This window comes from Sphingomonas sp. J315, from assembly GCF_024666595.1.
Taxonomy (GTDB): domain Bacteria; phylum Pseudomonadota; class Alphaproteobacteria; order Sphingomonadales; family Sphingomonadaceae; genus Sphingomonas.
This window is the reverse complement of the sequence record NZ_CP088296.1, coordinates 1,703,559-1,729,799: the sequence shown is the minus strand read 5'-3', so window position 1 is coordinate 1,729,799 and position 26,241 is coordinate 1,703,559. Positions and strand designations below refer to the sequence as shown.

Here is a 26,241-nt window from a genome sequence, read left to right as displayed (position 1 = left end):
CCGGGGCAAACCCCCTACAGCCTCTTCCATGAGCATCGCGTTGTTGAAGCCCGACAATCCGCTCGTTGCCTGGTGGCGGACACGGGTGATCGCCACGGTCGATCACGTCGATGTCGTCGAGAAGGTGCGCGAGGAAGCCGGGTTCACCGGCCGCTACGCATTCATGACCTTGATGTCGGCGGGCATCGCGGTGCTGGGGTTGTTGCTATCCTCGCCTGCGGTGGTGATCGGCGCGATGCTGATCTCGCCGCTGATGGGTCCGATCATCGGTCTCGGCTTCGGCCTTGCGACCTTCGACTGGGACGAGATCCGCACCGCCTGCATCGCGCTCGCGCTGGGCATCGTCATCGCGATCCTGTTCACCGCCTTGCTCGTGCTGGTCTCGCCGATCCAGAATGTGACCGCGGAAATCGCCGCGCGCACCCGACCAAATCTGTTCGACCTGCTGGTCGCGCTCTTCTCTGCGCTCGCGGGGGCTTATGCGATGATCCGGGGCAGGGCGGGCACCGTGGTCGGCGTCGCCATCGCCACGGCGCTGATGCCCCCGCTCGCGGTGGTCGGCTTCGGCCTCGCCACCTGGAACTGGACCGTCTTCGCCGGATCGCTGCTGCTGTTCCTCACCAACCTCATCACCATCGCGGTCGCCGCCGCCGTGGTCGCGCGCCTCTACGGCTTCGGCTCGCACCTCTCGCCCCAGCACACGATGCTGCAGACGATCGTCGTCACCGTCGCGCTGGCGGCGTTCGCGATTCCGCTCGGGCTGGTATTGGTCCAGCTCGGCTGGGAAGCGAACACCTCGCGCCAGATCCGCGACGTGATCAGCGGCGAGTTCGAAGGCGCGGCGCGTCTGAGTCAGGTCGAGATCGACTATGAGGCCGATCCGGTACGCGTCACCGCCACCGTCATGACCCCGCGCGTGCGGGAGGATGTCGAACGCCGCGCGCAGGGCGTCCTTGCCCAGCTCGTCGGCCGTCCGGTCGCGGTCGAGCTCGAACAGATCCGCGTCGGCACCGGCGCGCAGGCCGAAGCCGCTCAGGTCGCCGCCGCGCAGGCGACGAGCGCCACCGCCGCCAACCGCCTTGCCGCGCGCGCGCAGGAACAGCTCGCGCTGATCGCCGGGGTGAAAGCGGACGCAGTGCTGCTCGACCGCGACAATCGCCGCGCCGTGGTCAACGCCGCCGCGCTCCCCGGCGCGAACCTTGCCGCCTATCGCGCGCTCGAAACCCGCGTCGCGGCGGGGGTTCAGGGCTGGATCGTCACCCTGATCCCGCCCGTCGCCGCGCTCCCCGACATCGCGGTCGAGGACGACAAGCCCGACGCCGAAGCGCTCGCCACCGCAATCTGGGCGGCACAGCGGATCAAGCTCCCGATCGGTGTATCAGGCAGCGGTGCGCAGACCGTCGTTAACGCCCTGACCGAAGCAGGCGTCGACGCAAGCGTCACTGGCAACGGCAACAGCGCCGCCCGCCTGCGCTGGCTCGCGCCGGAAGAGGCCAACTAGCCTTCGCTCCCCTCCCTGCAAGGGAGGGGTCAGGGTGGGTGCGCGCGTCTGCGCGCCGAACAGACTCAAACGGGCCGGACGGCAAAACAGCGGCAATCGAGGCATCGAGCCTCGCTTGCCACTAAACCCACCCCTTGCCCCTCCCTTTCAGGGAGGGGAGAAGATGTCGGCGCAAGCTACGCCTTCGCCAGCGCCTCGGCGATCAGCTTGCGGCTGTTCTCCACACCATAGAGCGCGATAAAGCTCCCCATGCGCGGTCCCTGCGAGCTGCCCAGCAGCGTTTCGTACAGCGCCTTGAACCAGTCGCGCAGCGCTTCCTTGCCGAACCGCGCCTTGCCGATTTCATAGACGATGTTCTGCAGATCCTCCGCCGAGGCATCCGCCCCCGCCTCGGCAAGCTGGGCGTCCAGATCGCGCAAGGCATCGACCTCCACCCCCTCGGGTGCACGCCGCACCGGCTTCTCGGCCACGTCGCGGACATAGGCGATCGCATAGCCGATCAGCGCATCCAGCTCGGGCCATTGCTCCGCGCTCGCGCCGGGGAGGTAGTTGGCGAGATAGCCCCAGACCTGCTCCCTGGTCGCCTCGCGCATTACACCGACCAGATTGAGCAACAGCCCGAACGTCACCGGCAACGTCCCCGCGGGCGGCGGCCCGTTATGAATATGATGCACCGGATTGCCCAGCCGCTGCTCGACCGGCTGCTCGGCATAGGCGGCGCGGAATTGCCAGTAATCGTCCACCGCGCGCGGGATCAGCCCCAGATGCAGCGCCTTGGCCTTTTTCGGCTCGCGATAGATGTAGAAGGCGAGGCTCTCGTCGGGGCCATAGGTCAGCCACTGCTCGATCGACAGGCCGTTGCCCTTGGTCTTGCTGATCTTCTCACCCTTGGCGTCGAGGAACAGCTCGTAGTTGAACCCCTCGGGCGGCCGGGCGCCCAGCACGCGCGCGATCTTGCCCGATTGCGTCACCGAATCGATCAGGTCCTTGCCCGACATCTCGTAATCGACGCCCAAAGCGACCCAGCGCATCGCCCAGTCAGCCTTCCACTGCAGCTTCGACTTGCCGCCAAAGATGCTCTGCTCGATCCGCTCGCCATCGCTGTCGGTGAACGCGATCATCCCCGTCTCCGGGTCGAGCACCTCGATCGGCACCTGCAGCACGATCCCCGTCTTCGGGCTGATCGGCAGCACGGGCGAATAGGTAGCCTGCCGCTCGGCGCGCAGCGTCGGCAGCATCACGTCCATGATGCCCTGATAGTTGCGCAGCACCGAGCGCAGCGCATCGTCGAACTTGCCCGACCCGTAATAGTCGGTGGACGAGGCGAACTCGTAATCGAACCCGAAGCGATCGAGGAAATCGCGCAGCATCGCATTGTTGTGCGCGGCAAAGCTCTCATATTTGCCGAACGGGTCGGGCACCTTGGTCAACGGATGGCCGATATACTCCGCCAGCATCCCACCGTTCGGCACATTGTCCGGCACCTTGCGCAGCCCGTCCATATCGTCGCTGAACGCGATCAGCCGCGTCGGCTGGTCGGACAGCGTCTCGAACGCGCGCCGCACCATCGTGGTGCGCAGCACTTCGTTGAACGTCCCGATATGCGGCAGCCCCGACGGGCCATAGCCGGTCTCGAACAGCACCGGCGCACCGCCGGGCTTCCCCTCCGGATAGCGCTTGAGCAGCTTGCGCGCCTCTTCATAGGGCCAGGCCTTGGAGGTGAGCGCGGCGTCGCGGAGAATGCTGTCGGTCATCTGTATCTGTCTATGTGAAGGCAAAGCCTGCGGGTGCGCGAAGGCGCGCCGATTTGCAACCTGCCAATTCCTCCCCGGAACGGGGGAGGGGGACCATGCGCAGCATGGTGGAGGGGGATCGAAGCAAGCGCATCGGTTCAAAGAGGCTCCCTCCCCCGCCAGTGCAGGATATCATGTCACGTTATTCCCGCTGGCTTTTCCCCGTCGCTCTTGATAATCGCTCGCAACATGACCGACTCCCTCGCGCGTGCGCCGCGCAATCTCCCTGCCACCGTCGCCACGATCGACTGGTCCGCGCTCGCCCCGCACGAGGCACGCCGCCTGCGCGAGTTCGGGCTGGACGAAGGGGTCGAGGTCGAACTGATCCGCCCGGTCGGCTGGTTCGGCGGCCCCGCCGCGGTGCGCATCGGGCGGATGACGGTCGCGCTGCGCCGCCACATCGTCCAGGCGATCCACCTCAAGGCGCCCGCCGCATGAACGCCCAGCCGCTCGTCGCGCTGGTCGGCAACCCCAATGCCGGCAAGACCGCCTTGTTCAACGCGCTCACCGGCGCGCGGCAAAAGGTCGGCAATTATCCCGGCGTCACGGTCGAGCGCCATTCGGGCCGCCTCGCGCTCAACGATGGCCGCCCGGTCGAGCTGGTCGACCTGCCCGGCACCTACAGTCTCGATCCGTCCAGCCCCGACGAAGCGGTCACCCGCGACGTCGTGCTCGGCAAGCAGGAAGGCGAGCGCCTCCCCGACGCGCTGATCGTCGTCGCCGACGCCTCCAACCTCGAAAACCATCTGCGCTTCGTGCTCCAGCTGCGCCAGCTCGGCCGCCCGATGGTGGTCGCGCTCAACATGATCGACATGGCGACCCGCGACGGCCTGACGATCGATGCCGACCAGCTCTCCGCCGAACTCGGCGTGCCGGTCGTCACCACCGTCGCGGTGCGCAAGCGCGGCCTCGACGCGCTGCGCGTCGCGCTCGACGGCGTGCTTCGGGCAAGCCGACCCGCCGCGCCCGCCACCCCCGACGCGGACATCACCCATTTCCAGCGCGACGCGCGTCGCATCGCCGCGCTCGCCATCACCGATCAACCGCGTAGCCGCGCCTTCACCCGCGCGGTCGACAATGTCGTGCTCCACCCGGTTGCGGGCTGGCTGATCCTGATCGCGCTCTTCTTCGTGATGTTCCAGGCGGTCTACAGCTGGTCCGAAGCCCCGATCGGCTGGATCGAGGGGACCCAGGAATGGCTCGGCGCGCATGCGCAGGCCAATCTCCCCAGCGGTTTCATCGGCGATCTGGTGACCCAGGGGATCATCGCCGGCGTCGGATCGGTTGTGGTGTTCCTGCCCCAGATCCTCATCCTGTTCTTCTTCATCCTGCTGCTCGAAGCGAGCGGATACATGGTCCGCGCCGCCTTCCTGATGGACCGGCTGATGTCGCTCGTCGGCCTGTCGGGCCGCGCCTTCATCCCGTTGCTCTCGTCCTTCGCCTGCGCGATTCCGGGCATCATGGCCGCGCGCTCGATCGACGATCCCAAGGAGCGGCTGACCACGATCCTGATCGCCCCGCTGATGACCTGCTCGGCGCGGCTACCGGTCTATATGCTGATCATCGGCGCGTTCATCCCCGCGCGCGACGTGGGCCCGGGCATCGGGCTTCAGGGGCTGGTGCTGTTCGGCCTCTATGTCTTCGGCATCGTCGGCGCGATCCTCGCCGCCTTCGTGCTGCGCCTGACCGCGACGCGCGGCAAGAGCGGCGGCTTCATGATGGAAATGCCGCGCTATCAGCTCCCCTCGCTCCGCGACCTGCTGATCGGCCTGTGGCAGCGCGCCTATGTCTTCCTGCGCCGCGCGGGCACGATCATCATGGGCGTCACCGTCGCCTTGTGGCTGCTCGCCTCCTATCCGGTGGCACCCGAAGGCGTGAAGCAAAGCGAATATTCGGTCGCCGGCCGCATCGCATCGGGCCTTGAAGTCGTCCTCGCCCCGATCGGCTTCAACCATGAAATGAGCCTCGCGGTGATCCCCGCCATGGCCGCGCGCGAAGTCGCGGTCTCCGCGCTCCAGACCGTCTACGCCATCGACGCCCCGGACGAAGAAACCGGCGCCGCCGCGCTCGGCGAGAAACTTGCACAGGGCTGGCCCCTCCCGACCGCCCTCGCCTTCCTCGTCTGGTTCGTCTTCGCCCCGCAATGCCTCTCGACCATCGCGGTCGCGCGGCGTGAGACCAATGGCTGGAAATGGCCGATCGTGATGATCGTCTATCTCTTCGCGGCGGCCTATGTGGCGGCGGGGCTGACCTATTGGACGGCGAAGGGGTTGGGGCTTTAGGGTGGGGTCAATTGGGGCAGCTAACCCTCATTGATTTCCTGAAAGCTGCCGGTCGGCTAACGACCCCATTGTGGTCGTTCCGCCCGCGTCATGGTCTTGGAATGGACGCGCCTTGGATTGCTTTTCCCCAGCTGCCAGCCGGAGACATCGGTTGGCGCATGGGCCCCGGCGAAGATTACTTCGATCGATTTTATCAATGGTTTTCAGCCTTGACGCTGGCCGAGCAAGAAGCGTTCGCAGCTGCTAATCCTCCGCCGGCTGGTTGGCAGCTTTTCTATCAAGGCATTCAAAGCAGCCCGTGGCTGTAAAGGCAGCTAACCACCCAATTCGCGACATTGCGCCGCTCGATCAGGCGGCCTGAAACCCGACATTCGGTAAAGGCTGCGCGGCATTGTCGATCCGCGACCTGCGCTTCGAGAATGGCGACAGCCCAAGTCGGGCCGATGGCGCGAAAACCCGCGACATGTTCGCTTCACCAAATCCGCCGCGCCGCCCGAATCTGTCGGATTCGGCCCGCCCCGCCTTTCGCGACCGCCCATTACTCGCTGATATAGAACGATAATACCGAACATGTTTCCTACATGTTCTCATTCTGCTATACCCTGACCATGGCCAGGCCAAAGTCGAACCTCACTCCCGCCGCGCGCCGTCCAGATTTTCGCAAATCCGGGCGCGCTCGGCTTCGTCCGCCGCTTTCTGCGCCTTGGTGCGCCCGAATTTGGCGCGGTTCTCCACAGCCTTTGCGCTGGCCTGCGCCTTCGCGCGTGCCTTGCGTGCCTTGTTCAGGTTAAGGATATCGGCCATTCGTCTCTCGATATCGATTTACTAGCGGAGTTTCCATGGCGGGCAGCGTCAACAAGGTCATCCTGGTCGGCAATCTCGGGCGCGATCCCGAAAGCCGGTCCTTCTCGAACGGCGGCAAGGTGGTCGAACTGCGCGTCGCCACCTCCGAAAGCTGGAAGGACCGCAACAGCGGCGAGAAGAAGGAGCGCACCGAGTGGCACACGGTCAAGCTGTTCTCCGAGGGGCTCGCCAACGTCGCCGAACGCTATCTGCGGAAGGGCTCGAAAGTCTATCTTGAGGGCCAGCTCCAGACCCGCAAATGGCAGGACCAGCAGGGCCAGGACCGCTATTCGACCGAAATCGTCCTTCAGGGCTTCGACGCCAAGCTGGTGATGCTCGACGGGCCCGGCGGCGCACAGGGCGGCGGTGCGGGCGGCGGTCGCGGTGCCGACGAATGGGGCGGCGGCGATGACGCGTTCGCGGGCCAGTCGAGCAATCGCGGCGGCGGCTTCGGTGGCGGCAGCGGCGGTGGCGGCTATGGCGGCGGCGCGCGCGGTGGCGCGGCCAGCGGCGGCGGCGCTGGCGGCGGCTTCCCCGACGATCTCGACGACGACGTGCCATTCTGATTGTGGCGGCTGGCGCGCGGCACACGCGGCGCGCCATTTCCCCCTAAGGGGGTTGGTTTCACTAGATTTTCAAGAAATGGTGCGGCCAAGAAGACTCGAACTTCCACGGGCTTTCGCCCACAACGACCTCAACGTTGCGCGTCTACCAATTCCGCCATGGCCGCACGGATTTCGCACACCGGATCAGACCGGCGGCGGGTAAGGCAGCGGCCCCTAGCAAAGCCCCGGGGGCATGCAACCTCCCTTTTGTCGAAGCCTCGCTGGCGCTAAGGCGACCCGCCCATGACCTTGTCCATCGAAACCCGCGCGGAGATTCGCCGCATCCTCGCGCTGGCCTGGCCGGTGGTGCTGACCGGCCTCAATTGGACGATCCTGCACGTCACCGACGTGATCGTCGTCGGCCTGGTCAGCACGCATGAGGTCGCGGCGCTTGGGGCCAGCCGCACGCTGACCTTTATCGGCATCGTCGTCGCCCTGGGCTGGCTCACCGGCGTCCTCGTCTTCTCCTCCCGCGCCGACGGGGCAAAGGACTTGCCAGCCACCGGCGCGGTGCTGCGTCAGGGCCTGGTGCTGGGCGGCATCCTGGGCGTGACCAGCGGCGTGCTGCTGTTCGTCCTCGCGCTGCCGATGCTGCTTGGCGTCGGTGTGGATCCCGGCATCGCCCCCGAAGCGGCGCGGGTCGTACAGATCATGGCGATCGCCTACCCGTTTCAGCTGATCATCGTCGCCGCCAGCTTCTTCCTCGAAGGTGTCAGCCGTCCGCGCCGGGTGATGGCGGTCAACCTCTCGATCCTGCCGCTCAACGCGGTCCTCGCCTGGATCCTCGCCACCGGCCAGTTCGGCCTGCCTGCGCTGGGCGCGGTGGGCGCGGCCAGCGCGACGGTGTTCGCGACGATGGTCGGCGCGGTCGCGATGACCGTCGCCGCCCTGACCCTGCCCCGCGCGAAGGAACGCGGCGTGCGCGACTGGAGCGACCTCGGCACGCCCGAAATGTGGCGTGGCGTCGGGCGGCTGATGGCATTCGGTGCGGTGCCTGCGGTCGCATCGGGACTCGAACTGGCCGGTTTCTCGATCCTGATCGCCCTGTCGACGCAGCTCGGCGAATCGGTCACCCACGCCTTCCAGATCGTCTTTTCGGTCCACAACGTCACCTTCGCCTTCGCGCTTGGCCTGGGTTCAGCCGCAGGCGTGCGCGCGGGCAATGCGGTGGGGGAAGGCGTACCGACACAGGCCGGGCCGCGCACCGGCATCGCCGCAATCCTGGCCGCGCTGATTCTGGGTCTGCTCGCAATTCCGCTCATCTTCACGCCCGCGCTCATCGTTTCGGGCTTTCCCGCGTCCGCCGAAGTGGCGACGCTGGCCGCGCTGATGCTTGCGGTCTGGGCACCATTCATCCTGTTCGACGGGCTTCAGGTGGTGTGCGTCTATGCGCTGCGCTCGCTGGGCGATCAGGTCGCGGCGGGCATCAACGGCATCCTCGCCTTTTTCGTGCTGACCGGCGCGGTCGGCCTGTGGACGGTCCACAATGGCTGGGGGCCGATGGGGCTGGTCTGGGCGTCGGGCAGCGGGATGGTCGCGGCTGCCTTGCTGAATGGCGGACGCCTGTGGTGGATTATTCGCCGCCTTCGCCGGAAAAGCTGAACTGGATCGTCTTGCCGGTCTGCGGCACGTCGAGCTTGCCGCTGTTGAAGTCGAGGCTGCCCCCGGGCGGGAGCGAACGCGGGTCCGGCGTGATCGTCCAGCTATAGACGATCGAGTTATTGCCGTCGCGCAGTTCGGCCAGGATGTTGGGAACGCGCTGCGTCTCCTTGGTCGGGTTCATCACCTGCCCGCTGACCACGAACAGCTCGCCGCCATTCAGGCGCGGTTTGCGCTCGACCGACTGGGCGGTGAAGATCAGCGGGGTCTGCGCCGCACCGACCGGCAGGCCCAGCTGGGCCGCTATGCCCGGCGCACCGGTCCAGATGATCGCCGCCGCGCCCGCAGTCATCGACAGACCGGCAATCGCCGCTGCGGCGGTCCAGCGCTTTTCGGGATTGCGGCGCGGCTTGAACGGCGGCTCATGCGCGAACGGATCATAGTCGCGCGGCTTGTCCTCCGCCGGTGCCGGCTGGGAATAGGCGTCGGCGCGAATCAGATCGGGTACCGGCTTCGTCGCTCCGGCGGTGGCGGCCGAAGTCTGGAACCAGCTATGTTTGCAGCTGGCGCAGCGCACTGTGCGCCCGTCGGCACCGATGGCGGTGTCGGGAACCAGGTAGCGCGTTCGGCATTCGGGACATTCGAGGATCATGGCGGCACGCGTTGCTAGGCAGCTTTCCCAACCCAATATGGAAACCGCCGGTCCCGAATCTAAACACCTGCAGCGCACGAATGGCAAGGGCCGAGTCGTTCCGCCGAGCCGCCCGGCTTGAGCGCGCCCGATGGCTGTGCGATGGCTGGCCCGGGGCAGAAGGATCAGGAGCGGCCGACGCCGGCACATGGCCAATATCGTTCAGTTTGAGAATGTCGGCCTGCGCTATGGCACCGGGACCGAAACGCTGAGCGACGTCAGTTTCACGCTCAGCGCCGGCGCGTTCTATTTCCTGACCGGCGCGTCGGGCGCGGGCAAGACCTCGCTGCTCAAGCTCCTGTACCTCGCCCAGCGACCGACGCGCGGCGTGGTGCGGCTGTTCGGCGAGGATGCGGGCGCATTGCCGCGCCGCCGCCTACCCGGATTCCGTCGCCGCATCGGGGTGGTGTTCCAGGACTTCCGCCTGCTCCCGCATCTCTCGGCCTATGACAATATCGCCCTGCCGCTGCGTGTCGCGGGCATGCCCGAGGGGGAGATCGAGGCGCCGGTGCGCGAAATGCTCGCCTGGGTGGGTCTGACCGACCGTGGCAAGGCCAAACCGCCGACCTTGTCGGGTGGCGAGCAGCAGCGGATCGCCATTGCGCGTGCGGTGATCACACGCCCGGAGATGCTGGTGGCCGACGAACCGACCGGCAACGTCGATCCCGACATGGCCGAACGGCTGTTGCACCTGTTCGATTCGCTCAACCGGCTCGGCACCACCGTGGTGGTCGCGACGCACGATTTCCACCTGCTCAACCGCATCCCGAACGCGCGGATGATGCGGATCGAAAAGGGGCGGGTGCTCGACCCGACCGGCGCGCTGCGCTTTCCGCCCGATCGGGGGAGGCATGATGGCGATCGGTCGGTCGCGGCCGCATCATCGATGGCTCGACGACGGCCAGCGCACGCGCGCGATGGTGTGGATCATGGCGATCATGCTGTTCCTCACCGTGCTCGCCGGTGCGCTCGGCTTCGGCATGGCCGGGGCGGGACGGTCGCTTGACCGCCAGCTCGCCGGGCGGCTGACCGTCCAGCTGGTCGAGGCGGACGCCGCGCGGCGCGACGCCAATGCCCGCGCGCTGGTGGACCGCATCCGCGCAATTCCGGGCGTGACTCAAGTGGCGGAGGTTGATCGCGCCCGGCTGGCCGAATTGCTCCGCCCCTGGTTGGGCGACGCGGGGCTGGACGCCGAACTGCCGATGCCCGCAATGATCGACGTCGACCTGGCGAACGGCGACCCGGCGCTGATCGCGCGGGTACGTCAGGCCGCGCTGGCGGTGTCGCCTGCGGCAAGGGTGGACCAGCATGCACAATGGCTCTCGCCGGTCGCCGGGTTCATCGCGACGCTCACCTGGGCGGCGGCGGGGCTGGTGCTGTTGATGGCGACGGCGACCACCGCCGTCGTGCTGCTCGCGGCGCGGGCCGGGCTCGACACGCATCGCGACACCATCGCGGTGCTGCACATGCTGGGGTCGACCGATACCCAGGTGGCACGCCTGTTCCAGCGGCGGATCGCGCTCGACACCTTGCTCGGCGGCGCGCTCGGTACGCTCGCCGCGCTGGGTGCGGTCTGGCTGCTCGGGCGACAGACCGCTGGACTGGGGTCGGAGCTGCTCGGCAGCATCGCGCTCGCCGATGCCGACTGGATCCTGCTCGCGCTGGTGCCGCTTGCGTTCGCACTGCTGGCAATGGCAGCGGCGCGGGTCGCGGTGCTGCGGACATTGGGACGAACGCTGTGATCTGGCGCATCCCACTCCTGCTGATACTTGCCTGGGCGATCGGTTTCGGGCTGTTCATGCTCTCGCTGGGCAAGCCGCTCGACGTCGAGGTGAAGACCGATGCGATCGTCGTGCCGACCGGCGGCCCGGGGCGAATCGATCGCGGGATCAAGCTGCTTCAGGCCAAGAGCGCGAAGCGGATGTTGATCACCGGCACTGATCCGACGGTGCGCCCGATCGAACTGGCGGTTGAATACAAGACTCCGCCGCGCCTGTTCCGCTGCTGCATCGATCTTGGTCATGAGGCGGTCGATACCCGCTCCAACGCCGACGAGACCGCTGCCTGGGTCGCGGAGCACGACTATAAGTCGGTGCGGCTGGTCACCGCCGACTGGCACGTCCCGCGCGCCAAGCTGGAACTGGCCAATGCGCTCGGCCCCGATGTCGAGATTCGCGGCGACGGCGTGAGGACCACCGCGAGCTGGTCGATGCTGCTTCGCGAGTATCACAAATATCTGGTCCGCCGGTTCGCGCTGCTGTTCGGGATCGGCGATGGCTGATCGCATCCGGACGCTGATTTTCGCGGTCGTCTTCTATGGCCTTTCGGTGCCCATCGTGCTGGCCGCGCCGCTCGCCGCGCTGTTCGGGACGCCGGCAATCCGGCGCTATTCGATGGCCTGGGCGGGGCTGGGGTTGCTCCTCGCGCACCAGATCCTCGGGATCCGCGTGGCGGTCGAAGGGCGACGTGCGGACGGCCCCGCGCTTTACGCGGTCAAGCATCAGGCGATGTACGAGACGCTGGCGATGGCCGCGATGCTCGACGGCCCGGCGATCGTGATGAAGCAGGAACTGGCGCGCATCCCGGTCTGGGGATGGGTCGCGCGGCGCTATGGCGTGATCGTGATCGACCGCGCCGGATCGGCCAAGGCGCTGCGTGCGATGATGAAGGAAGCGCGCGCGGCGGTGGGGGAGGGGCGATCGGTGGTGATCTTTCCCGAAGGAACCCGCACGCCGCCAGGCGAAACTCCGCCACTGCGTTCTGGCTTTGCCGGGCTGTACCGCGCGATCGGCCTGCCGGTGGTACCAGTCGCGTGCGAGACGGGGAAGGTGTGGCCGCGCAAGGGGCCAAAGCGCCCCGGCACCGTCACCTTCCTGTATGGCGACCCGCTGCCCCCCGGCCTGCCACGCGAGGAAATCGAGGCGGCGGTGCATCGCGGTATCAACGCGTTCGAGCCGGGTTTCGCGCCTTAGTCCGCCGCGCTGCGGTTTCCGGCCTTGAGCGCGCGGGCGAGCAGACCGTTCGCCTCGCCGATGAACTGCTGCGTGATCTCCCCCGCGAAGGGGTTCAAATTCTGGATCGCGAAGAACAATTCCTCGCTGTCGTCGCCGATCAGCGCGCACAGCTCCAGCAGATGCTGATAGCTGTCGGTCTTCAGCTCCTCGTCCGGGATGCGGACATTGACCAGAGTGCGGCCGATCAGATGCGTCAGCGCCTGGACATAGGCCATTTCGCGGTCATGCTCCTCGGCGCTGGTGATCGAGACCTTCAGCCCCAGCTTCCGCCCGAATTCGGCGACACGATGGTGCGCATCGCCGCGTACCGGGCACACGACCAATGGCTGACCCGCCAGTCCGCGCCGGGCACTCTGCGGGCCGAACAGCGGGTGAGTGGCGACGATATCGACGGTGTCGGGCAGCGCCTCGGCCATCCAGCGCGCCGGGAGCATCTTGACCGACGCGACATCGACGACCAGCGCGCCGGGGCGGACATGGGGTGCGATGGCAGCCAGCGTCCGCTCGATCGCCTGCACCGGTACCGCGAGCATCACCACGTCGCACGCCGCGACTGCCTCCAGAGTGTCGGTTGCGACCCCGATCCGCGCCGCATCCTCGGCACAGTCACGCGAATCATGCACGACCACCGTGAAATGATCGCGCAGATGCGTCGCTGCGAGCTGACCGAACCGCCCGAAGCCGATGATCCCGAAGCGCTTCATTGCGCGTCGGCGTCGGCCACCAGCTGCTGGAGGATTGCCGCAACCGCGCGCGTCTCTTCCTCATTGCCGATGGTGATGCGCAGACCGTGTGGCAGGCCCTGTCCGGGCAGCCAGCGGACGATATAGCCCGCGTCCATCAGCCCCTTATACGCCGCCTCGCCGGTCAGCTTGCCCTCGAACAGCACCAGCACGAAATTCGCCTGGCTCGGCACCGCGCGCAGCCCGGCATTGCCAAGCTTGGCGATCTCGTCGCTGAACCAGCGGCGCCATTTGGCATTCTCCGCCTTGCAGCGCCCGACGAAATCATCGTCGTTCAGCGCCGCGATTGCCGCTGCAGTCCCCGCGATCGTGATACTGAAGGGCAGGCGAATACGGTGCATCGCCTCGATGATCGCCGGGCTGGCATAACCCCAACCGACCCGCTCGGCGGCAAGGCCGTACATCTTGGAGAAGGTGCGCGTGACCAGCACGTTGGGCGCGGTCTTGGCCAGCTCCATGCCCCCGTCGTCGACGTCACCCTCGATATACTCGGCATAGGCGTGGTCGAGAACGAGAAGGATGTCGTCGCGCAATCCCGCGTGAAGCCGCGCGATTTCCTCGCGGCTGGCATGGGTGCCGGTCGGGTTGTTGGGGTTGGCGATGAACACGATCCGAGTCCGCTCGGTCACGCACGACAGGATCGCGTCGACATCGGTCGCATAATCCTTGTCCGGCGCGACCACCGGAATCGCACCGACGCGCTTGGTAGCGATCGGGTACACGGTGAAGCCATAGTTGACGTAGATGATCTCGTCGCCCGGCCCGGCGAACGCTCCGGCGGCGAGGTGCAGCACCTCGTCCGAGCCGTTGCCATAGATGATCCGGTCGGGGTCGAGCCCATGCTTGGCGGCCAGCGCCTCGCGCAACTCGGTGCCACTGGCATCAGGGTAGCGCGCGAGGCTGTTCGCGGCAGTCGCGAATGCTGCGCGCGCGGCGGGCGAGGTGCCCAATGGATTCTCGTTCGACGACAGCTTGATCGCCTTGCGGCCATCATCCGTCTTCGACTTGCCCGGCACATAGGGGGCGATGTCCATGATCCACGGCTTGGGTGTCGGTCCTGTCATGCCGGGGGGCGATGGCCGATGCGGTCGCAAATCGCAAGGTTTGCGCAATCCCCCTGTGCTAGGGAATGCGCCGCAGGGGGACGAGGATGCGGGGGAACGAGGCGTTTTGGCGCGCATTGCAGCTGGCGCGGCGCGACGATCTGGCAAGGCTGGGGCGAGCAATGCCGGTTCCGGGCCATGAAGGCATCGGGCGGCGCGCGCTGCTGAAAGGAATAGCCGCAGGGGGGATGGCCGGAGCGCTTGCCGGACCTGTGACGGCTGCGCTGCCCCGCTCCGGGCGGGTCGCGATCGTCGGTGGCGGGATCGCCGGGCTCGCCGCGCTGCACCGGCTGAGCGATGCCGGGATCGAGTGCCGCCTCTACGAAGCGCGCAATCGCATGGGCGGGCGAATGTTCACCCAGCGCACCGGCGACGGGCAATGGTTCGAGGCGGGCGGGCAGCTGGTCAATTCGGACCATGACGACATGCACGCGCTGGCGAAGGCATTCGGCATCCCGATGGTCGATCGCAAGGACGGGCCGCACCAGTCGGTCGTGCTCGACCGCGGGGTATTGGTGCCGCAGAGGGAGCTGGTGCGGCTGCTGACCCCGCTTGCCGCGCGGATCGCGCGCGATTCAGAGGCAGTCGATGCTGATCCACGCGCGGCGGCGGCAATCGATTCGCTGTCGGTCGCGCACTATCTCGACCGCCATGCGCGCCTCATCCCTGATCCCCGCATCCGCCGCCTGATCGAGGCGAGCATCCGCACCGAATATGGCGCCGAACCGGGTGCGTCCTCGGCGCTCCAGCTGATCTTCAACCTGCCCACGGTGAAGGGCGAGCATGTCGAAGTGCTCGCCGGGAGCGACGAGCGCTATGCCATCGCCGGGGGCAGCGGACGGCTGGCCAACGCCATCGCCGACGCGCATCGCGACCGGATCGAAAGCGGCAAGCGGCTGGCGTCGGTGCGCGAGACGGGCGGGGCGCTGCGGCTGACCTTTCTCGACGGGAGCGTGACGGAGGCCGATGTCGCGGTGATCGCGGTGCCCGCACCGATCCTGCGGCAGATCGACTTCGCCGTGCCGCTGTCGGCGCGCTGGCGCGCATTTATTGCGGAGGTGGATCTGGGTGCGAATGAGAAGGTTCAGGTGACGTCGAACGGTACGCCATGGCAGGGGGTGCTGGGGGCTGGCGGCGAACTGTGGGACATCGCCTCGCCCTATGCGCTGGGCTGGGACGGCACGGTGCGGGGCGTGCCGGGCGCGCCGGTATGGACCTGGTATCTGGGCGGCGGACAGGTCGCGGCGGCGCAGGACGCGCCCGAAGCACTCGCCGCCGCCTTTGCCGCGCGGACGGAGGGCGCGATGCCGGGGATCGCCGATGCGGTCGCAGGCGGAGTGGTGCGGCGGACGAACTGGTCGCGCGATGCGCTGACATTGGGCGCCTATACCAACAGCGCGCCGGGCCAACTGACCCGCTTCGCCCCGCTGTTCTGGGTCGAATCCGACGATCCCGCCGAGCGCCAGTCGGCGGTGGCGGGGCGGATCGTATTTGCGGGCGAGCATGTGTCCGATGCCTGGGTCGGCTTCATGAATGGTGGCGCGCAGACTGGGCGGCTGGCGGCGGACGCGATCCTTGCCGCGCGTGGGAAGCGCCGCGCCGCTTGAACGCGGGCGCGCGTCCCCGTAACAGCGCGCAGATGTCGGACGATCCGCGCTTTGGCCTCGACCGCCGCGTGACGCTGCCGGGGCCGCTGCGCCTCGACGGCGGCGTACTGCTGTCGCCGGTCGAGATCGCCTATGAGACCTATGGGACGCTGGCGGCAGACGGCGGCAATGCGATCCTGATCTGTCACGCGTTGACCGGCGATCAGCATGTCGCGTCGGAACATCCGATCACCGGCAAATCCGGCTGGTGGACCCGGATGGTTGGGCCGGGCAAGCCGATCGATCCGGCGCGGCACTTCATCGTCTGCGCCAATGTCCTGGGCAGCTGCATGGGGTCGTCCGGCCCGGCGACGCTCAACCCCGCGACTGGCGCGCCATGGGGCATGAGCTTTCCGGTCATCACCATCCGCGACATGGTGCGCGCACAGGCGATGCTGCTCGACCATCTCGGTGTCGAACGGCTGAAGGCCGTGGTCGGCGGGTCGATGGGGGGAATGCAGGCGCTGAGCTGGCCCGCCACCTTCCCCGATCGGGTCGAGGCGGCGGTGGTGATCGCGTCGACCGCGCGGCATTCGGCGCAGAATATTGCGTTCCACGAAGTCGGGCGTCAGGCGGTGATGGCCGACCCGCGCTGGAATGGCGGTGCCTATTATGAGGGCGAGCCGCCCGCATCGGGCCTCGCCGTCGCTCGGATGGCGGCGCACATCACCTATCTGTCCGAAGCGGGGCTGACCGAGAAATTCGGGCGCAAATTGCAAGCGCGTGAGGCCAAGACCTTCGGCTTCGACGCGGACTTTCAGGTCGAATCCTATCTGCGTCATCAGGGGCTGAGCTTCGTCGACCGGTTCGACGCCAACGCCTATCTCTACATCACCCGCGCGATGGATTATTTCGATCTGGCCGAGGAGCATGGCGGGGTGCTGGCGAATGCGTTTCGCGAGACGAAGGCGCGCTTCTGCCTCGTGAGCTTCGACACCGACTGGCTCTACCCGACCCGCGATTCGCGCAGCATCGTCCATGCGCTCAATGCGGCGGGTGCGCCGGTCAGCTTCGTCGAACTGTCCTCGCCCTTCGGCCATGACGCCTTCCTGCTCGACGCACCCGTGCTGAACCGGGTTGTCGACGGTTTTCTGAGGGCCGGCGAATGAGCGACCTTCGCCCCGACCTCGCGATCATCGCTGCCAATGTCGCGCCGGGCAGCCGCGTGCTCGACGTCGGCTGCGGCGACGGGGCGCTGATGGCGGCGCTGCGTGACCAGCGGCAGGTCGACGCGCGGGGCCTGGAAATCGACGCGCATAATGTCGCCTCCGCAGTCGGACGCGGGTTGTCGGTGATTCAGGGGGATGCCGACACCGACCTTGCCGATTATCCCGACGCCAGCTTCGACTATGCGATCCTGAGCCAGACGTTGCAGACGACGATGCGCCCACATGTCGTGCTCGATCATCTGCTGCGGATCGGCGAGCGCGCGGTCGTGTCCTTCCCCAATTTCGCGCATTGGCGGGTGCGGCTGTCGCTGTTGTGGGGCGGGCGGATGCCGGTAACGCGGCTGTTGCCGGTGGCGTGGTATGAGACGCCGAACATCCACCACGTCACCATCGACGATTTCCGGGCCTATGTCCGCGAGCAGGGGATCACGGTCGAGCAGGCCTGGTTCCTGTCCGGCGATCAGCTGACCAGCGCCGCCGCCGCCAATTTCCGCGCGGAGCACGCCGTCTTCCTGCTGAAGAAATAGTTTTCGACGAAGCGCGCGTGACGGGTCCGGTTTCGCCCGTTACCAATTGCTCCCAGAACATATTCAGGGAGTCCCATATGCGTCAGTCGGTCGCCGGCGTCCTCGCCGCGCTCTTCGTCATTGGTCAGGCACATGCCCAGGACAAGCCCGCCGAAAAGCCCAAATGGGACGTCAATGCGCCGCAGGGCGCGACGCTGAAGCAGGCGAAGATCGACACCGACGAAGGCAGCTGGATCGACGTCGATGTCAGCCCCGATGGCAAGACGATCGCGTTCGCATTGCTCGGCGATATCTACACCATGCCGATCACCGGCGGCACGCCGACGCGCGTTGCCGAAGGCATGGCGTGGGAAGTGCATCCGCGCTTCTCACCCGATGGCCGTCGCATCGCCTTTACCTCCGATCGCGGCGGCGGCGACAATATCTGGATCATGAACGCCGATGGCAGCGACAAGAAGCAGCTGACCAAGGAAGATTTCCGCCTGCTCAACCAGCCGAGCTGGTCGCCGGACGGGCAGTATATCGTCGCCAAGAAGCATTTCACTACCGGCCGCTCGCTCGGCACGGGCGAGGTGTGGCTCTACCATGTCTCGGGTGGCGCGGGGGTGCAGCTGGTCAAGCGGGTCAGCGAGCGGCACCAGAAGGAACTGGGCGAGCCGATCTATTCGGCCGACGGCACGGGGGTGTATTTCACGCGCAACATCACCTCAGGCCCGATCTTCGAATATGCGCAGGATTCGAACAGCAACCTGTTCAATATCGAGCGCTACGACCTCGAGACCGGGGAGACCACGACTGCGGTGTCGGGGCTGGGCGGATCGGTGCGACCCGCGCCCTCGCCCGATGGCAAGTCCATCGCCTTTGTCCGGCGTGAAGCGGGCAAGTCCAAGCTGTGGGTCAAGGACATGGCGAGCGGGGCCGAGCGGATCGTCTATGGCGCGCTCGACCAGGATGTTCAGGAAACCTGGGCGGTCACCGGCGTCTATCCCAACATCGACTGGACGCCCGACAGCAAGTCGCTGGTCTTCTGGGCGGGCGGCAAGATCCGTCGCGTCGATAGTGACGGGAGCAACGCGGCGGTGATCCCGTTCCGCGTGACCGACACGCGCGCGGTGGCCGATGCCCCGCATCCGCAGATCGCGGTCGCGCCCGACAGCTTCACGACCAGGATGCCGCGCTTTGCCGCCGTCTCGCCCGATGGCGGCCGCGTGGTGTTCGAGAGCCTCGGCAAATTGTGGGTCAAGCCGGTTGCGGGCGGCGCGGCCAAGCGCCTGACCGGCCTGGCCGACGATGCCGGGATGGAGCTGTTCCCCGCCTGGTCGCGCGACGGGCGTTCGATCGTGTTTGTGCAGTGGAATGACGAGAGCCTGGGCTCGATCCGGATCGTCCCCGCTGCGGGCGGCACCGCGCGCGCGGTGACGCAGCAGCCGGGCCATTATGCCCGACCGCAATTCTCACCCGATGGGGCAACCATCGTGTTCGAGAAGGGCGATGGCGGCGGGTTGATCGCGTCCAAATGGGGCGAGAATCCGGGCGTGTATCGCGTCGCCAGCGCGGGCGGGACCCCGGTGATGGTCACGCGCGGCCTGTCGCGCCCGCATTTCGGCGCGTCGAACGACCGCGTGTTCATGGTCGAGGGGGGCGAGAAGCTCCAGCTGGTCAGCACGACCCTGTCGGGCGATGGCAAGCGCGTCCATGCCTCGGGCGAGATGGCCAATGAGTTCGTCGTGTCGCCCGACGGGCGCAGCGTCGCGTTCCGCCAGAATTATCAGGTGTTCGCGATGCCACTGATGCCCGGCGGGCAGCAGGTGGCGGTCGCGCCGCGCGGCGACGCGCTTCCGGTGGTGCGGGTCAGCGGCGATGGCGGCGATTACATCACCTGGTCGGGCGACGGCGCACGGCTGCACTGGAGCCTTGGCCCGACGCTCTACACGGCCGACCGCAGCGCCTTCTTCGCCTCCGCGCCGGGCGCGGCAAAGGCGACCATCACCCCGCGCACCACATCGATGGCGATGGAGGTCAAGGCGGCCAAGGCGACCGGTCGCATTGCGCTGACCGGTGCGCGGATCGTTACCATGGCAGACACCGATGGCGGGGTGATCGAGAACGGCACGATCGTGATCGAGGGCGACCGGATCGTCCAGATCGCGCCGACCGCCGCGATCCAGCTTCCGGCAGGCACCAAAACGATCGACGTCACCGGCAAGACGATCATCCCGGGGCTGGTCGATGCGCACGCGCACGGCCCCTATGGTACCGACGAGCTGATCCCGCAGCAGAACTGGTCGCTGCTCCAGAACCTCGCGCTCGGCACCACTACCCTGCACGATCCGTCGAGCCAGGCGGCGCATGTGTTCGCCGCGGCAGAGATGCAGCAGACCGGCAAGATCCTTGCCCCCCGCCTCTTTTCGACCGGCGAGATCGTCTATGGCGCCAAGGCGGCCGGGGTCTATGCCCAGATCGACAGCTATGACGACGCGCTCAACCATGTCCGTCGCCTGAAGGCGCAGGGCGCGAATTCGGTGAAGAACTACAATCAGCCGCGCCGCGAACAGCGCCAGATGGTCGTCGCCGCCGCGCGCGCGGAGGGGATGCAGGTGGTCGCCGAGGGCGGGTCGCTGTTCGGGATGGACATGAACCTGATCGCCGACGGCAATTCGACGCTGGAGCACAATGTCCCGCTCGACATCTTCTACAAGGATGTCCTGCAGCTCTTCGGCCAGAGCGACACCAACTACACCCCGACGCTCGTGGTCACCTATGGCGGCCTGGCGGGCGATCCGTACTGGCGTCAGGCGACCAATGTCTGGGAAAACCCGTTGATGGTCCACACGCCCCCGGCGCAGCTGCGCGCGGTGACGATGCGCCGGACCACCGCCCCCGAAAGCAACTTCGTCGATGACGAAAGCGCGCGCGAGGCGAAGAAGGTGATGCAGGCGGGCAAGCTGGTCGCGATCGGCGCGCACGGGCAGCAGGCGGGCATCGCCGCGCATTGGGAACTGTGGTCGTTCGTGCGCGGCGGCATGACCCCGGTCGAGGCGCTGCGCACGGGCACGATCGATTCGGCAAAGTCGCTGGGCTACGCGAAGGATGTCGGGTCGCTGGAGGTGGGCAAGCTCGCCGACTTGCTGGTGCTCGATGCCGATCCGACCGCGGACATTCGCAACAGCGACAAGATCCACCGCGTCATGCTCGGCGGGCGGATGTACGACCCGCGCACGATGAACGAGGTCGACACCGGCACCGCCAAGCGCCGCCCCTATTGGTGGGAGTGATCGGCTGAGGGCGGGGGCGACGATGCCCCGGCCGCGCCCTTCGGGGTTCCGCTCGACCATGTAACCGGTTACAAGTGTGTCATGCGCATGTAAGCGCCGGTTCGGGAGATGGTCGATGCGTGCAATCCTTGCGGTGACTCTGGCGGGCCTGTGCGCGGCGGGGGCGGCAAGCGCGCAGCCGGGCAAGCGGACCTATGCCAACCCGATCGACCTCGACTATCGCTACAATTACGAGCAGGTGAACGAGGACATCTCGTACCGCACCGGTGCCGACCCGGTGATCATCCGGCACAAGGACGCCTATTATCTCTTCCAGACGCTGGCCGAGGGCTATTGGCGCTCGACCAATCTGATCGACTGGACCTTCATCACGCCGAGCCGCTGGGAAAAGGGCGGATTCGTCGCCCCCGCCGCCTGGTCGGATGGCGAGCGGCTCTATCTGATGCCGTCGATGATGGAGCCGGGGTCGGTCTATGTGTCCGACGCGCCGGAGACGGGCAAGCTCGACTATTTCGTACGCCGCATGCCGCGTTTGCCCGGGCAGATCTGGCCGGGTGGCGAGGCGAATATGAAGCCGGGCGATGTGCCGCCGGGGCCGTGGGACCCCGCGCTGTTCCTGGACGATGACGGCAAATGGTATTTCTATTGGGGGTCGTCCAACGTCTTTCCACTCTATGGCATCGGGATCGAATTCCGCGACGGCCGCATGATTTATAAGGGCCGCGCGACCGAGGCGTTCAGGCTCGACCCCGACAATCATGGTTGGGAACGCTTCGGGCAGGATCATTCGGGCACCTTGCCCGACGGCAAGCCGATCAAGCCGTTCATGGAGGGGGCGTGGATGACCAAGGTCGCCGGCACCTACTACCTCCAGTACGGCGCGCCGGGCACCGAATATAACGCCTATGCCAATGGCGCCTACACATCGAAATCGCCGCTCGGCCCGTTCGAATATGCGCCGTGGAACCCGGTCGCCTACAAGCCCGGCGGGTTCGTCGAGGGTGCGGGACATGGCTCGACGGTACAGGACCATCACGGCAACTGGTGGAACAGCGGCACGCCTTGGCTCGGCCATAACTGGACGTTCGAGCGGCGGATCAACCTGTTCCCGACGCGATTCGAGGCGGATGGGCAGATGTGGGCGTCGTCGCGCTTCGGCGATTTTCCGCACTGGATGCCGGAGGGGAAGGTCGAGGATATCGAGGGGCTGTTCACCGGCTGGATGCTGTTGTCCTATCGCAAGAGGCTGACCGCCTCCTCGACATTGGGCGAGTTCGACGCCAGCCGCGCCGCGGACGAGAATCCGCGCACCTTCTGGGTCGCCGCCAGCAATCGCGCGGGCGAGACGCTGACGATGGACCTCGGCGCGGCGAAGACGGTACGCGCAATCCAGGTCAATTTCGCGGACTACAAGTCCGGTCGCTATGGCGACGCGCCCGACATCTATACGGAGTTCCGGCTGGAGGGATCGGTGGACGGCAAGCGCTGGTCAAAGCTCGCCCAGACCGAAGCGCCTCGCCGCGACCGTCCCAACGCCTATTTCCAGCTTGAGCGCCCGGCGAAGGTGCGCTTCGTCCGCTATGTCCATGGCCATGTCGGCGGGGCGCATCTGGCGATCAACGACCTGCGCGTATTCGGCAATGCCGATGGCCGCGCGCCAGCCGGGCCCGGCGCGGTGACCGCGATCCGCGACGAGGACGAACGCAACGCCAAGGTCAGCTGGCGCAAGGTGCCGGGCGCGACCGGCTACAACGTGATGTGGGGCATCCGCCCGGATCGGCTGACGCTGACCTATCAGGTCTTTGCCGATGATCTGGGCGGCGACCGGCTGGCCAGCCTTGACCTGCGCGCACTCAACAAGGGTGTCGGCTATTATGCAGCGGTCGAGGCATTCAACGAAACTGGCGTGTCGAAACGCAGCGCGGCGGTGCGGGTGCGTTAGCTTGCGCTGGTCGAGCGTACCACCAGTTCGGCCTGGTGCAGTTCCGCGCGCGTATCCGCACCTTCGCCCTCAAGCACGTCGATCACCCGGCCGATCGCGTCCTCGCCCAGTTCGGCGATCCGCACCCGCATGGTGGTAACGCCCAGATAGCGCGCGAGCGGGATATCGTCGAAGCCGGTGACCGCGACCCGGCCCGGAACATCGATCCCCGCCCCGCGCAGCCCGTTGAGGCACCCGATGGCCATCATGTCATTCGCCGCGAATACGGCGTCGCAGTCGATCTGCCCCGCGACGATCGCCCGGGCTACCGCCTCGCCGCCCTCTTCGGCGAAATCGCCGGGCAGGACGATCGGCTCAACCCCGGGCAGGTGTCGGGCGATGCTGGCCCGGAAGGCGCTCGCGCGTTCGCTCGCATCGATATTGCCCTCCGGCCCCGCAATATGGACAATCCGGCGGCGACCGGCTGCGACCAGATGGGCGACCATCGCGTCGGTCGCTGCGTTGTTGTCGAGCCGTACGGTCGCCAGGTCGCTGATCGCGCGTGGGCCGTTGATGATCAGCGAAGGCAGGCCGGTCGGCAGCGCACGTCGCAGCATCGACTCGGGCAGATGCGGCGCCATTACCACCAGTCCGTCGACCCGGCCGCGCATTGCGCGCAATGCCATCGCTGCCTGTTCGCTGTCGTCATGCATCACCGATAGCAGCATCACATAGCCGCGGCGGCTCGCCTCGCGATCGAGGCCGCGCACGAACTCGCTGAAGAACTCGCCATGCAGGTCGGGCAGCACGACCCCGATCGCGTGCGCGCGGGCCAGGCTGAGGCTGCGTGCGCCGGCATGGGGGACATAGCCCAGCTCGTTTGCTGCAGCGATCACGCGCTCGCGCGTCTCGGCACGGACATTGCCCAGCCCGTTCAGCGCGCGCGACACCGATGCGATCGACACCTTTGCCTGCCGTGCCACATCCCGAATCGTCGCTTCGCCCATCCGTCCGACACCCCCGTTGATAACGTTCCTTCTGGTTCGGGTCTTTCGCGATTGCAAATGCGATCGTTACACGGCATGTAACCGGTTACGGTTTGCCGCGACAACCCCAAATCGGGGCGCGCCATCCATTCGATTTTCGCGCCCTTGCCGGTGCGACCCGTTCACGAGAGGACCCAAGATGCTCGACACCCGGATTTCCCGCCGCGCCGCCCTGATGGGTGCGGGTGCGGTCGCCGCATGGCTGCACAGCCCGGCGCGGGCGCTGATGGGTGAAGCGGCCAGGGTCGAGGTTCCCGGGTTCGTCGATGCGCTGGTGGCGAAGATGACGATTCACGAAAAGGCGGGCCAGCTCAGCCTGATGGCCGCGGCATGGGGCGGCGGCGCGGCGATCGCGATGAACCCGCCAAGCGGATCGAACGCCAATTTCGGGCAGCAGCTCGACGAAGTGCGTCAGGGCCGCATCACCGGCGTGTTCAACGGCAACAATGCGCGCATGTGCCGGATGATGCAGACTGCAGCGATGCAGGAATCGCGGCTCAAGGTTCCGCTGATCTTCGCCGCCGACATCATCCACGGTCATCGCACCATCTTCCCGGTCCCGCTGGGCGAGGCGGCGAGCTTCGAGCCATTGCTCGCGCAAAAGGCGGCCGCGGCGGCGTCGTTCGAGGCGGCTGCTGCGGGCATCGACTGGACCTTTGCTCCGATGGTCGACATTGCGCGCGACCAGCGCTGGGGCCGCGGGGTCGAGGGATCGGGCGAGGACGTGCTGCTCGGCAACCTCTTCGCCGAGGCGCGCGTGCGCGGCTTCCAGGGCAAGAGCCTCAAGGCGATCGACACGATGATGGCCTGCGCCAAGCATTTCGCCGCTTATGGCGCGGCGGAGGCGGGGCTGGACTACAACACCGTCGATGTGTCCGAGCGGACGCTGCGCGAAGTCTATTTCCCACCCTTCCAGGCCGCCTTTGCTGCGGGCGCGCCAACCACGATGGCGGCGTTCAACGAGCTGTCGGGTGTCCCCGCCACCGGCAATGAGTGGCTGATGCGCAAGATTTTGCGCGACGAATGGGGCTTCGACGGCTTTGTCGTGTCCGATTACACCGGCGACATGGAGATGATCGCGCATGGCTATGCCGCCGATGCGCGTGAGGCGACCAAGCTCGCCTTCATGGCCGGTGTCGACATGAGCATGACCAGCGGTTTCTACCGCGACCACCTTCCCGACCTGGTCGAGAAGGGCGAGGTGCCGATGGCGCGGGTCGATGCTTCGGTGCGCAAGGTGCTGGCGCTCAAGGCCAAGCTCGGCCTGTTCGAGGATCCGTTCCGTCGCATCGACGAAAAGCGCGAAGCCGCGCGGACGCGGACCAAGGAAAATCTCGCGCTGGCGCGGGAAGCGGGCAAGCGTTCGATCGTCATGCTCAAGAATGACGGCGACCTGCTGCCGCTGCCGAAATCGGGCAAGAAGATCGCGATCATCGGTCCGTTCGCGGAGGGTCAGCATGACCTCAACGGCCCGTGGTGCGTCTATGGCGACAACAAGCAGGCGATCGACCTGGCCACCGGCATCCGTAACGCGCTGGGCAAGGACGCCCCGGTCAGCGTGACGCTGGGATCGAAGGTCGAGGCGCCGCTGGATGGCGGGATTGCCGCCGCGGTGGCGGCGGCGAACGCGGCGGACGTCGTGCTGCTCGTGATCGGCGAGTCGGAGAATATGTCGGGCGAGGCGCAGTCGCGCACCAGCATCACCGTCCCCGCGCCGCAGATGGCGCTGGCCGAAGCCGTGGCGGCAACCGGGAAGCCGATCGTCGTGCTGCTCAAGAATGGTCGCGCGCTGGCGCTGGAGGGGGGCGGTCAAGAACGCCCCCGCAATCCTCGTCACCTGGTTCCTGGGGTCGGAGAGCGGCAATGCCATCGCCGACGTGCTGTTCGGCGACTATAGCCCTTCGGCGCGCCTGCCGATCAGCTTCCCGCGCGAATCCGGGCAGCAGCCCTATCACTATGCGCACAAGCCGACCGGTCGTCCGAACCCGAGCGACGACAAGCTCGAGCCGTACAAGACCCGCTGGCGCACCAGCCCGAACTCGTCGCTCTATCCGTTCGGGCACGGGCTGACTTACGGCAAGGTCGAGTATGCGGGCCTGACTCCGCAGCAGGGGACGCTGGGCTGGGACGGCGAGATCGCCTTCACCGCGACGATCACAAATCGCGGCACGCGTGCGATCGAGGAAGTGGTGCAGCTCTACATCCGCGACCGCGCGGCGAGCATCACCCGTCCGGTGCGTGAGCTCAAGGCGTTCCGCAAGCTGGCGTTGGCCCCCGGGGCGAGCGAGACGGTGCGCTTCGTGCTGCGCCGTCGTGACCTGCAGTTCATCGGCGTGGATCTCAAGCCCACGGTGGAGGCCGGCCTGTTCGACGTTTGGATCGCGCCGTCTGCAGAAGCACAGGGCGTCCACTCGACCTTCACCCTCACCGCCGCCTGACGGCTCCCCCTACCCGGCCAGTCCGGGACCGGCACCGCCCCCGCT

At 67.0% G+C, this 26,241-nt stretch carries 20 protein-coding genes, 1 tRNA gene and 2 pseudogenes; 16 read left to right on the top strand and 7 right to left on the bottom strand.

Going from position 1 to position 26,241, the window contains the following annotated elements; all coding sequences use genetic code 11:
* Positions 1-28 precede the first annotated feature (28 nt).
* Positions 29-1,501 carry a DUF389 domain-containing protein gene (locus LRS08_RS08855; RefSeq protein WP_257844013.1) on the top strand — a complete coding sequence of 491 codons (1,473 nt, stop codon included), beginning with the start codon at positions 29-31 and terminating at the stop codon, positions 1,499-1,501.
* A 176-nt stretch (positions 1,502-1,677) separates the two neighbouring features.
* Here the strand turns inward: LRS08_RS08855 and LRS08_RS08850 are convergent, their stop codons facing one another.
* Positions 1,678-3,255 carry a lysine--tRNA ligase gene (locus LRS08_RS08850; RefSeq protein ID WP_257844014.1) on the bottom strand — a complete coding sequence of 526 codons (1,578 nt, stop codon included), beginning with the start codon at positions 3,253-3,255 and terminating at the stop codon, positions 1,678-1,680.
* A 228-nt stretch (positions 3,256-3,483) separates the two neighbouring features.
* Here LRS08_RS08850 and LRS08_RS08845 point away from each other — a divergent pair, with 228 nt between their 5' ends.
* From LRS08_RS08845 to LRS08_RS08835, 3 genes are all read left to right on the top strand, one after another.
* Positions 3,484-3,732: a ferrous iron transport protein A gene (locus LRS08_RS08845; protein WP_257844015.1), complete on the top strand. Its 249-nt coding sequence runs from the start codon at positions 3,484-3,486 to the stop codon at positions 3,730-3,732.
* Positions 3,729-5,576 carry a ferrous iron transporter B gene (locus LRS08_RS08840; RefSeq protein ID WP_257844016.1) on the top strand — a complete coding sequence of 616 codons (1,848 nt, stop codon included), beginning with the start codon at positions 3,729-3,731 and terminating at the stop codon, positions 5,574-5,576. The genes LRS08_RS08845 and LRS08_RS08840 overlap by 4 nt, the downstream gene beginning before the upstream one ends.
* A 158-nt stretch (positions 5,577-5,734) precedes the next feature.
* Positions 5,735-5,884: a hypothetical protein gene (locus LRS08_RS08835; protein WP_257844017.1), complete on the top strand. Its 150-nt coding sequence runs from the start codon at positions 5,735-5,737 to the stop codon at positions 5,882-5,884.
* Between the two features lie 322 nt (positions 5,885-6,206).
* On the opposite strand, the gene LRS08_RS08830 is transcribed toward LRS08_RS08835, so the two are convergent.
* Entirely contained in the window at positions 6,207-6,380 is a 174-nt protein-coding gene (locus tag LRS08_RS08830) for a DUF4169 family protein (RefSeq protein ID WP_257844019.1), read from the bottom strand.
* A 35-nt stretch (positions 6,381-6,415) separates the two neighbouring features.
* On the opposite strand from LRS08_RS08830, the gene ssb reads away from it, so the two are divergent.
* On the top strand, positions 6,416-6,985 hold the full coding sequence (gene ssb / locus LRS08_RS08825; protein ID WP_257844020.1) for a single-stranded DNA-binding protein: 570 nt from the start codon (positions 6,416-6,418) through the stop codon (positions 6,983-6,985).
* 77 nt (positions 6,986-7,062) lie between these two features.
* Here the strand turns inward: ssb and LRS08_RS08820 are convergent.
* Positions 7,063-7,149: transfer RNA gene (locus LRS08_RS08820), tRNA-Leu, on the bottom strand.
* Positions 7,150-7,267: 118 nt separating this feature from the next.
* On the opposite strand from LRS08_RS08820, the gene LRS08_RS08815 reads away from it, so the two are divergent.
* Positions 7,268-8,626: an MATE family efflux transporter gene (locus LRS08_RS08815; RefSeq protein ID WP_260481574.1), complete on the top strand. Its 1,359-nt coding sequence runs from the start codon at positions 7,268-7,270 to the stop codon at positions 8,624-8,626.
* Here LRS08_RS08815 and LRS08_RS08810 read toward each other — a convergent pair.
* Positions 8,598-9,275 (bottom strand): MJ0042-type zinc finger domain-containing protein, encoded by a 678-nt coding sequence (locus LRS08_RS08810; protein ID WP_257844021.1) that lies wholly within the window; start codon positions 9,273-9,275, stop codon positions 8,598-8,600. The genes LRS08_RS08815 and LRS08_RS08810 overlap by 29 nt on opposite strands.
* A 187-nt stretch (positions 9,276-9,462) precedes the next feature.
* On the opposite strand from LRS08_RS08810, the pseudogene ftsE reads away from it, so the two are divergent.
* The 4 genes and pseudogenes from ftsE to LRS08_RS08790 form a co-directional block, all read left to right on the top strand.
* Positions 9,463-10,152 (top strand): annotated as a pseudogene (gene ftsE / locus LRS08_RS08805) (cell division ATP-binding protein FtsE); the annotation flags it as partial.
* A gap of 16 nt (positions 10,153-10,168) precedes the next feature.
* Complete coding sequence (locus LRS08_RS08800) at positions 10,169-11,056, top strand: ABC transporter permease (RefSeq protein ID WP_257844022.1); 888 nt, start codon at positions 10,169-10,171, stop codon at positions 11,054-11,056.
* Entirely contained in the window at positions 11,053-11,595 is a 543-nt protein-coding gene (locus LRS08_RS08795) for a YdcF family protein (protein WP_257844023.1), read from the top strand. Before LRS08_RS08800 ends, LRS08_RS08795 begins: the two co-directional genes overlap by 4 nt.
* On the top strand, positions 11,588-12,286 hold the full coding sequence (locus LRS08_RS08790; RefSeq protein WP_257844024.1) for a 1-acyl-sn-glycerol-3-phosphate acyltransferase: 699 nt from the start codon (positions 11,588-11,590) through the stop codon (positions 12,284-12,286). The genes LRS08_RS08795 and LRS08_RS08790 overlap by 8 nt, the downstream gene beginning before the upstream one ends.
* Here the strand turns inward: LRS08_RS08790 and LRS08_RS08785 are convergent.
* Both LRS08_RS08785 and hisC read right to left on the bottom strand, forming a co-directional pair.
* Positions 12,283-13,032 carry a prephenate dehydrogenase/arogenate dehydrogenase family protein gene (locus LRS08_RS08785; protein ID WP_257844025.1) on the bottom strand — a complete coding sequence of 250 codons (750 nt, stop codon included), beginning with the start codon at positions 13,030-13,032 and terminating at the stop codon, positions 12,283-12,285. The two genes, LRS08_RS08790 and LRS08_RS08785, sit on opposite strands and share 4 nt — an antisense overlap.
* Complete coding sequence (gene hisC / locus LRS08_RS08780) at positions 13,029-14,135, bottom strand: histidinol-phosphate transaminase (RefSeq protein ID WP_257845459.1); 1,107 nt, start codon at positions 14,133-14,135, stop codon at positions 13,029-13,031. Before hisC ends, LRS08_RS08785 begins: the two co-directional genes overlap by 4 nt.
* An 86-nt stretch (positions 14,136-14,221) precedes the next feature.
* On the opposite strand from hisC, the gene LRS08_RS08775 reads away from it, so the two are divergent.
* The 5 genes from LRS08_RS08775 (at position 14,222) to LRS08_RS08755 (ending at position 22,733) form a co-directional block, all read left to right on the top strand.
* A complete protein-coding gene (locus LRS08_RS08775) occupies positions 14,222-15,781 on the top strand; it encodes a flavin monoamine oxidase family protein (RefSeq protein WP_260481573.1) in 1,560 nt (519 codons plus the stop codon).
* A gap of 32 nt (positions 15,782-15,813) precedes the next feature.
* Positions 15,814-16,929 carry a homoserine O-acetyltransferase gene (locus tag LRS08_RS08770; protein ID WP_257844027.1) on the top strand — a complete coding sequence of 372 codons (1,116 nt, stop codon included), beginning with the start codon at positions 15,814-15,816 and terminating at the stop codon, positions 16,927-16,929.
* On the top strand, positions 16,926-17,516 hold the full coding sequence (gene metW, locus LRS08_RS08765; RefSeq protein ID WP_257844028.1) for a methionine biosynthesis protein MetW: 591 nt from the start codon (positions 16,926-16,928) through the stop codon (positions 17,514-17,516). Before LRS08_RS08770 ends, metW begins: the two co-directional genes overlap by 4 nt.
* A 77-nt stretch (positions 17,517-17,593) precedes the next feature.
* On the top strand, positions 17,594-20,791 hold the full coding sequence (locus LRS08_RS08760; RefSeq protein ID WP_257844029.1) for an amidohydrolase family protein: 3,198 nt from the start codon (positions 17,594-17,596) through the stop codon (positions 20,789-20,791).
* Positions 20,792-20,906: 115 nt separating this feature from the next.
* Positions 20,907-22,733, top strand: coding sequence for a family 43 glycosylhydrolase (locus LRS08_RS08755; protein ID WP_257844030.1), 1,827 nt, complete (start codon positions 20,907-20,909; stop codon positions 22,731-22,733).
* On the opposite strand, the gene LRS08_RS08750 is transcribed toward LRS08_RS08755, so the two are convergent.
* Entirely contained in the window at positions 22,730-23,695 is a 966-nt protein-coding gene (locus tag LRS08_RS08750) for a LacI family DNA-binding transcriptional regulator (protein WP_257844031.1), read from the bottom strand. The genes LRS08_RS08755 and LRS08_RS08750 overlap by 4 nt on opposite strands.
* A gap of 202 nt (positions 23,696-23,897) precedes the next feature.
* On the opposite strand from LRS08_RS08750, the pseudogene LRS08_RS08745 reads away from it, so the two are divergent.
* Positions 23,898-26,196, top strand: a pseudogene (locus LRS08_RS08745) (glycoside hydrolase family 3 N-terminal domain-containing protein).
* Positions 26,197-26,241 lie beyond the last annotated feature (45 nt).

Excerpts from the sequence above, each read along its gene's own strand:
- LRS08_RS08855 (WP_257844013.1), top strand. The coding sequence starts at position 29 with ATGAGCATCGCGTTGTTGAAGCCCGACAATCCGCTCGTTGCCTGGTGG.
- LRS08_RS08850 (WP_257844014.1), bottom strand. The coding sequence starts at position 3,255 with ATGACCGACAGCATTCTCCGCGACGCCGCGCTCACCTCCAAGGCCTGG.
- LRS08_RS08845 (WP_257844015.1), top strand. The coding sequence starts at position 3,484 with ATGACCGACTCCCTCGCGCGTGCGCCGCGCAATCTCCCTGCCACCGTC.
- LRS08_RS08840 (WP_257844016.1), top strand. The coding sequence starts at position 3,729 with ATGAACGCCCAGCCGCTCGTCGCGCTGGTCGGCAACCCCAATGCCGGC.
- LRS08_RS08835 (WP_257844017.1), top strand. The coding sequence starts at position 5,735 with ATGGGCCCCGGCGAAGATTACTTCGATCGATTTTATCAATGGTTTTCA.
- LRS08_RS08830 (WP_257844019.1), bottom strand. The coding sequence starts at position 6,380 with ATGGCCGATATCCTTAACCTGAACAAGGCACGCAAGGCACGCGCGAAG.
- ssb (WP_257844020.1), top strand. The coding sequence starts at position 6,416 with ATGGCGGGCAGCGTCAACAAGGTCATCCTGGTCGGCAATCTCGGGCGC.
- LRS08_RS08815 (WP_260481574.1), top strand. The coding sequence starts at position 7,268 with ATGACCTTGTCCATCGAAACCCGCGCGGAGATTCGCCGCATCCTCGCG.
- LRS08_RS08810 (WP_257844021.1), bottom strand. The coding sequence starts at position 9,275 with ATGATCCTCGAATGTCCCGAATGCCGAACGCGCTACCTGGTTCCCGAC.
- LRS08_RS08800 (WP_257844022.1), top strand. The coding sequence starts at position 10,169 with ATGGCGATCGGTCGGTCGCGGCCGCATCATCGATGGCTCGACGACGGC.
- LRS08_RS08790 (WP_257844024.1), top strand. The coding sequence starts at position 11,588 with ATGGCTGATCGCATCCGGACGCTGATTTTCGCGGTCGTCTTCTATGGC.
- LRS08_RS08785 (WP_257844025.1), bottom strand. The coding sequence starts at position 13,032 with ATGAAGCGCTTCGGGATCATCGGCTTCGGGCGGTTCGGTCAGCTCGCA.
- hisC (WP_257845459.1), bottom strand. The coding sequence starts at position 14,135 with ATGACAGGACCGACACCCAAGCCGTGGATCATGGACATCGCCCCCTAT.
- LRS08_RS08775 (WP_260481573.1), top strand. The coding sequence starts at position 14,222 with ATGCGGGGGAACGAGGCGTTTTGGCGCGCATTGCAGCTGGCGCGGCGC.
- LRS08_RS08770 (WP_257844027.1), top strand. The coding sequence starts at position 15,814 with ATGTCGGACGATCCGCGCTTTGGCCTCGACCGCCGCGTGACGCTGCCG.
- metW (WP_257844028.1), top strand. The coding sequence starts at position 16,926 with ATGAGCGACCTTCGCCCCGACCTCGCGATCATCGCTGCCAATGTCGCG.
- LRS08_RS08760 (WP_257844029.1), top strand. The coding sequence starts at position 17,594 with ATGCGTCAGTCGGTCGCCGGCGTCCTCGCCGCGCTCTTCGTCATTGGT.
- LRS08_RS08755 (WP_257844030.1), top strand. The coding sequence starts at position 20,907 with ATGCGTGCAATCCTTGCGGTGACTCTGGCGGGCCTGTGCGCGGCGGGG.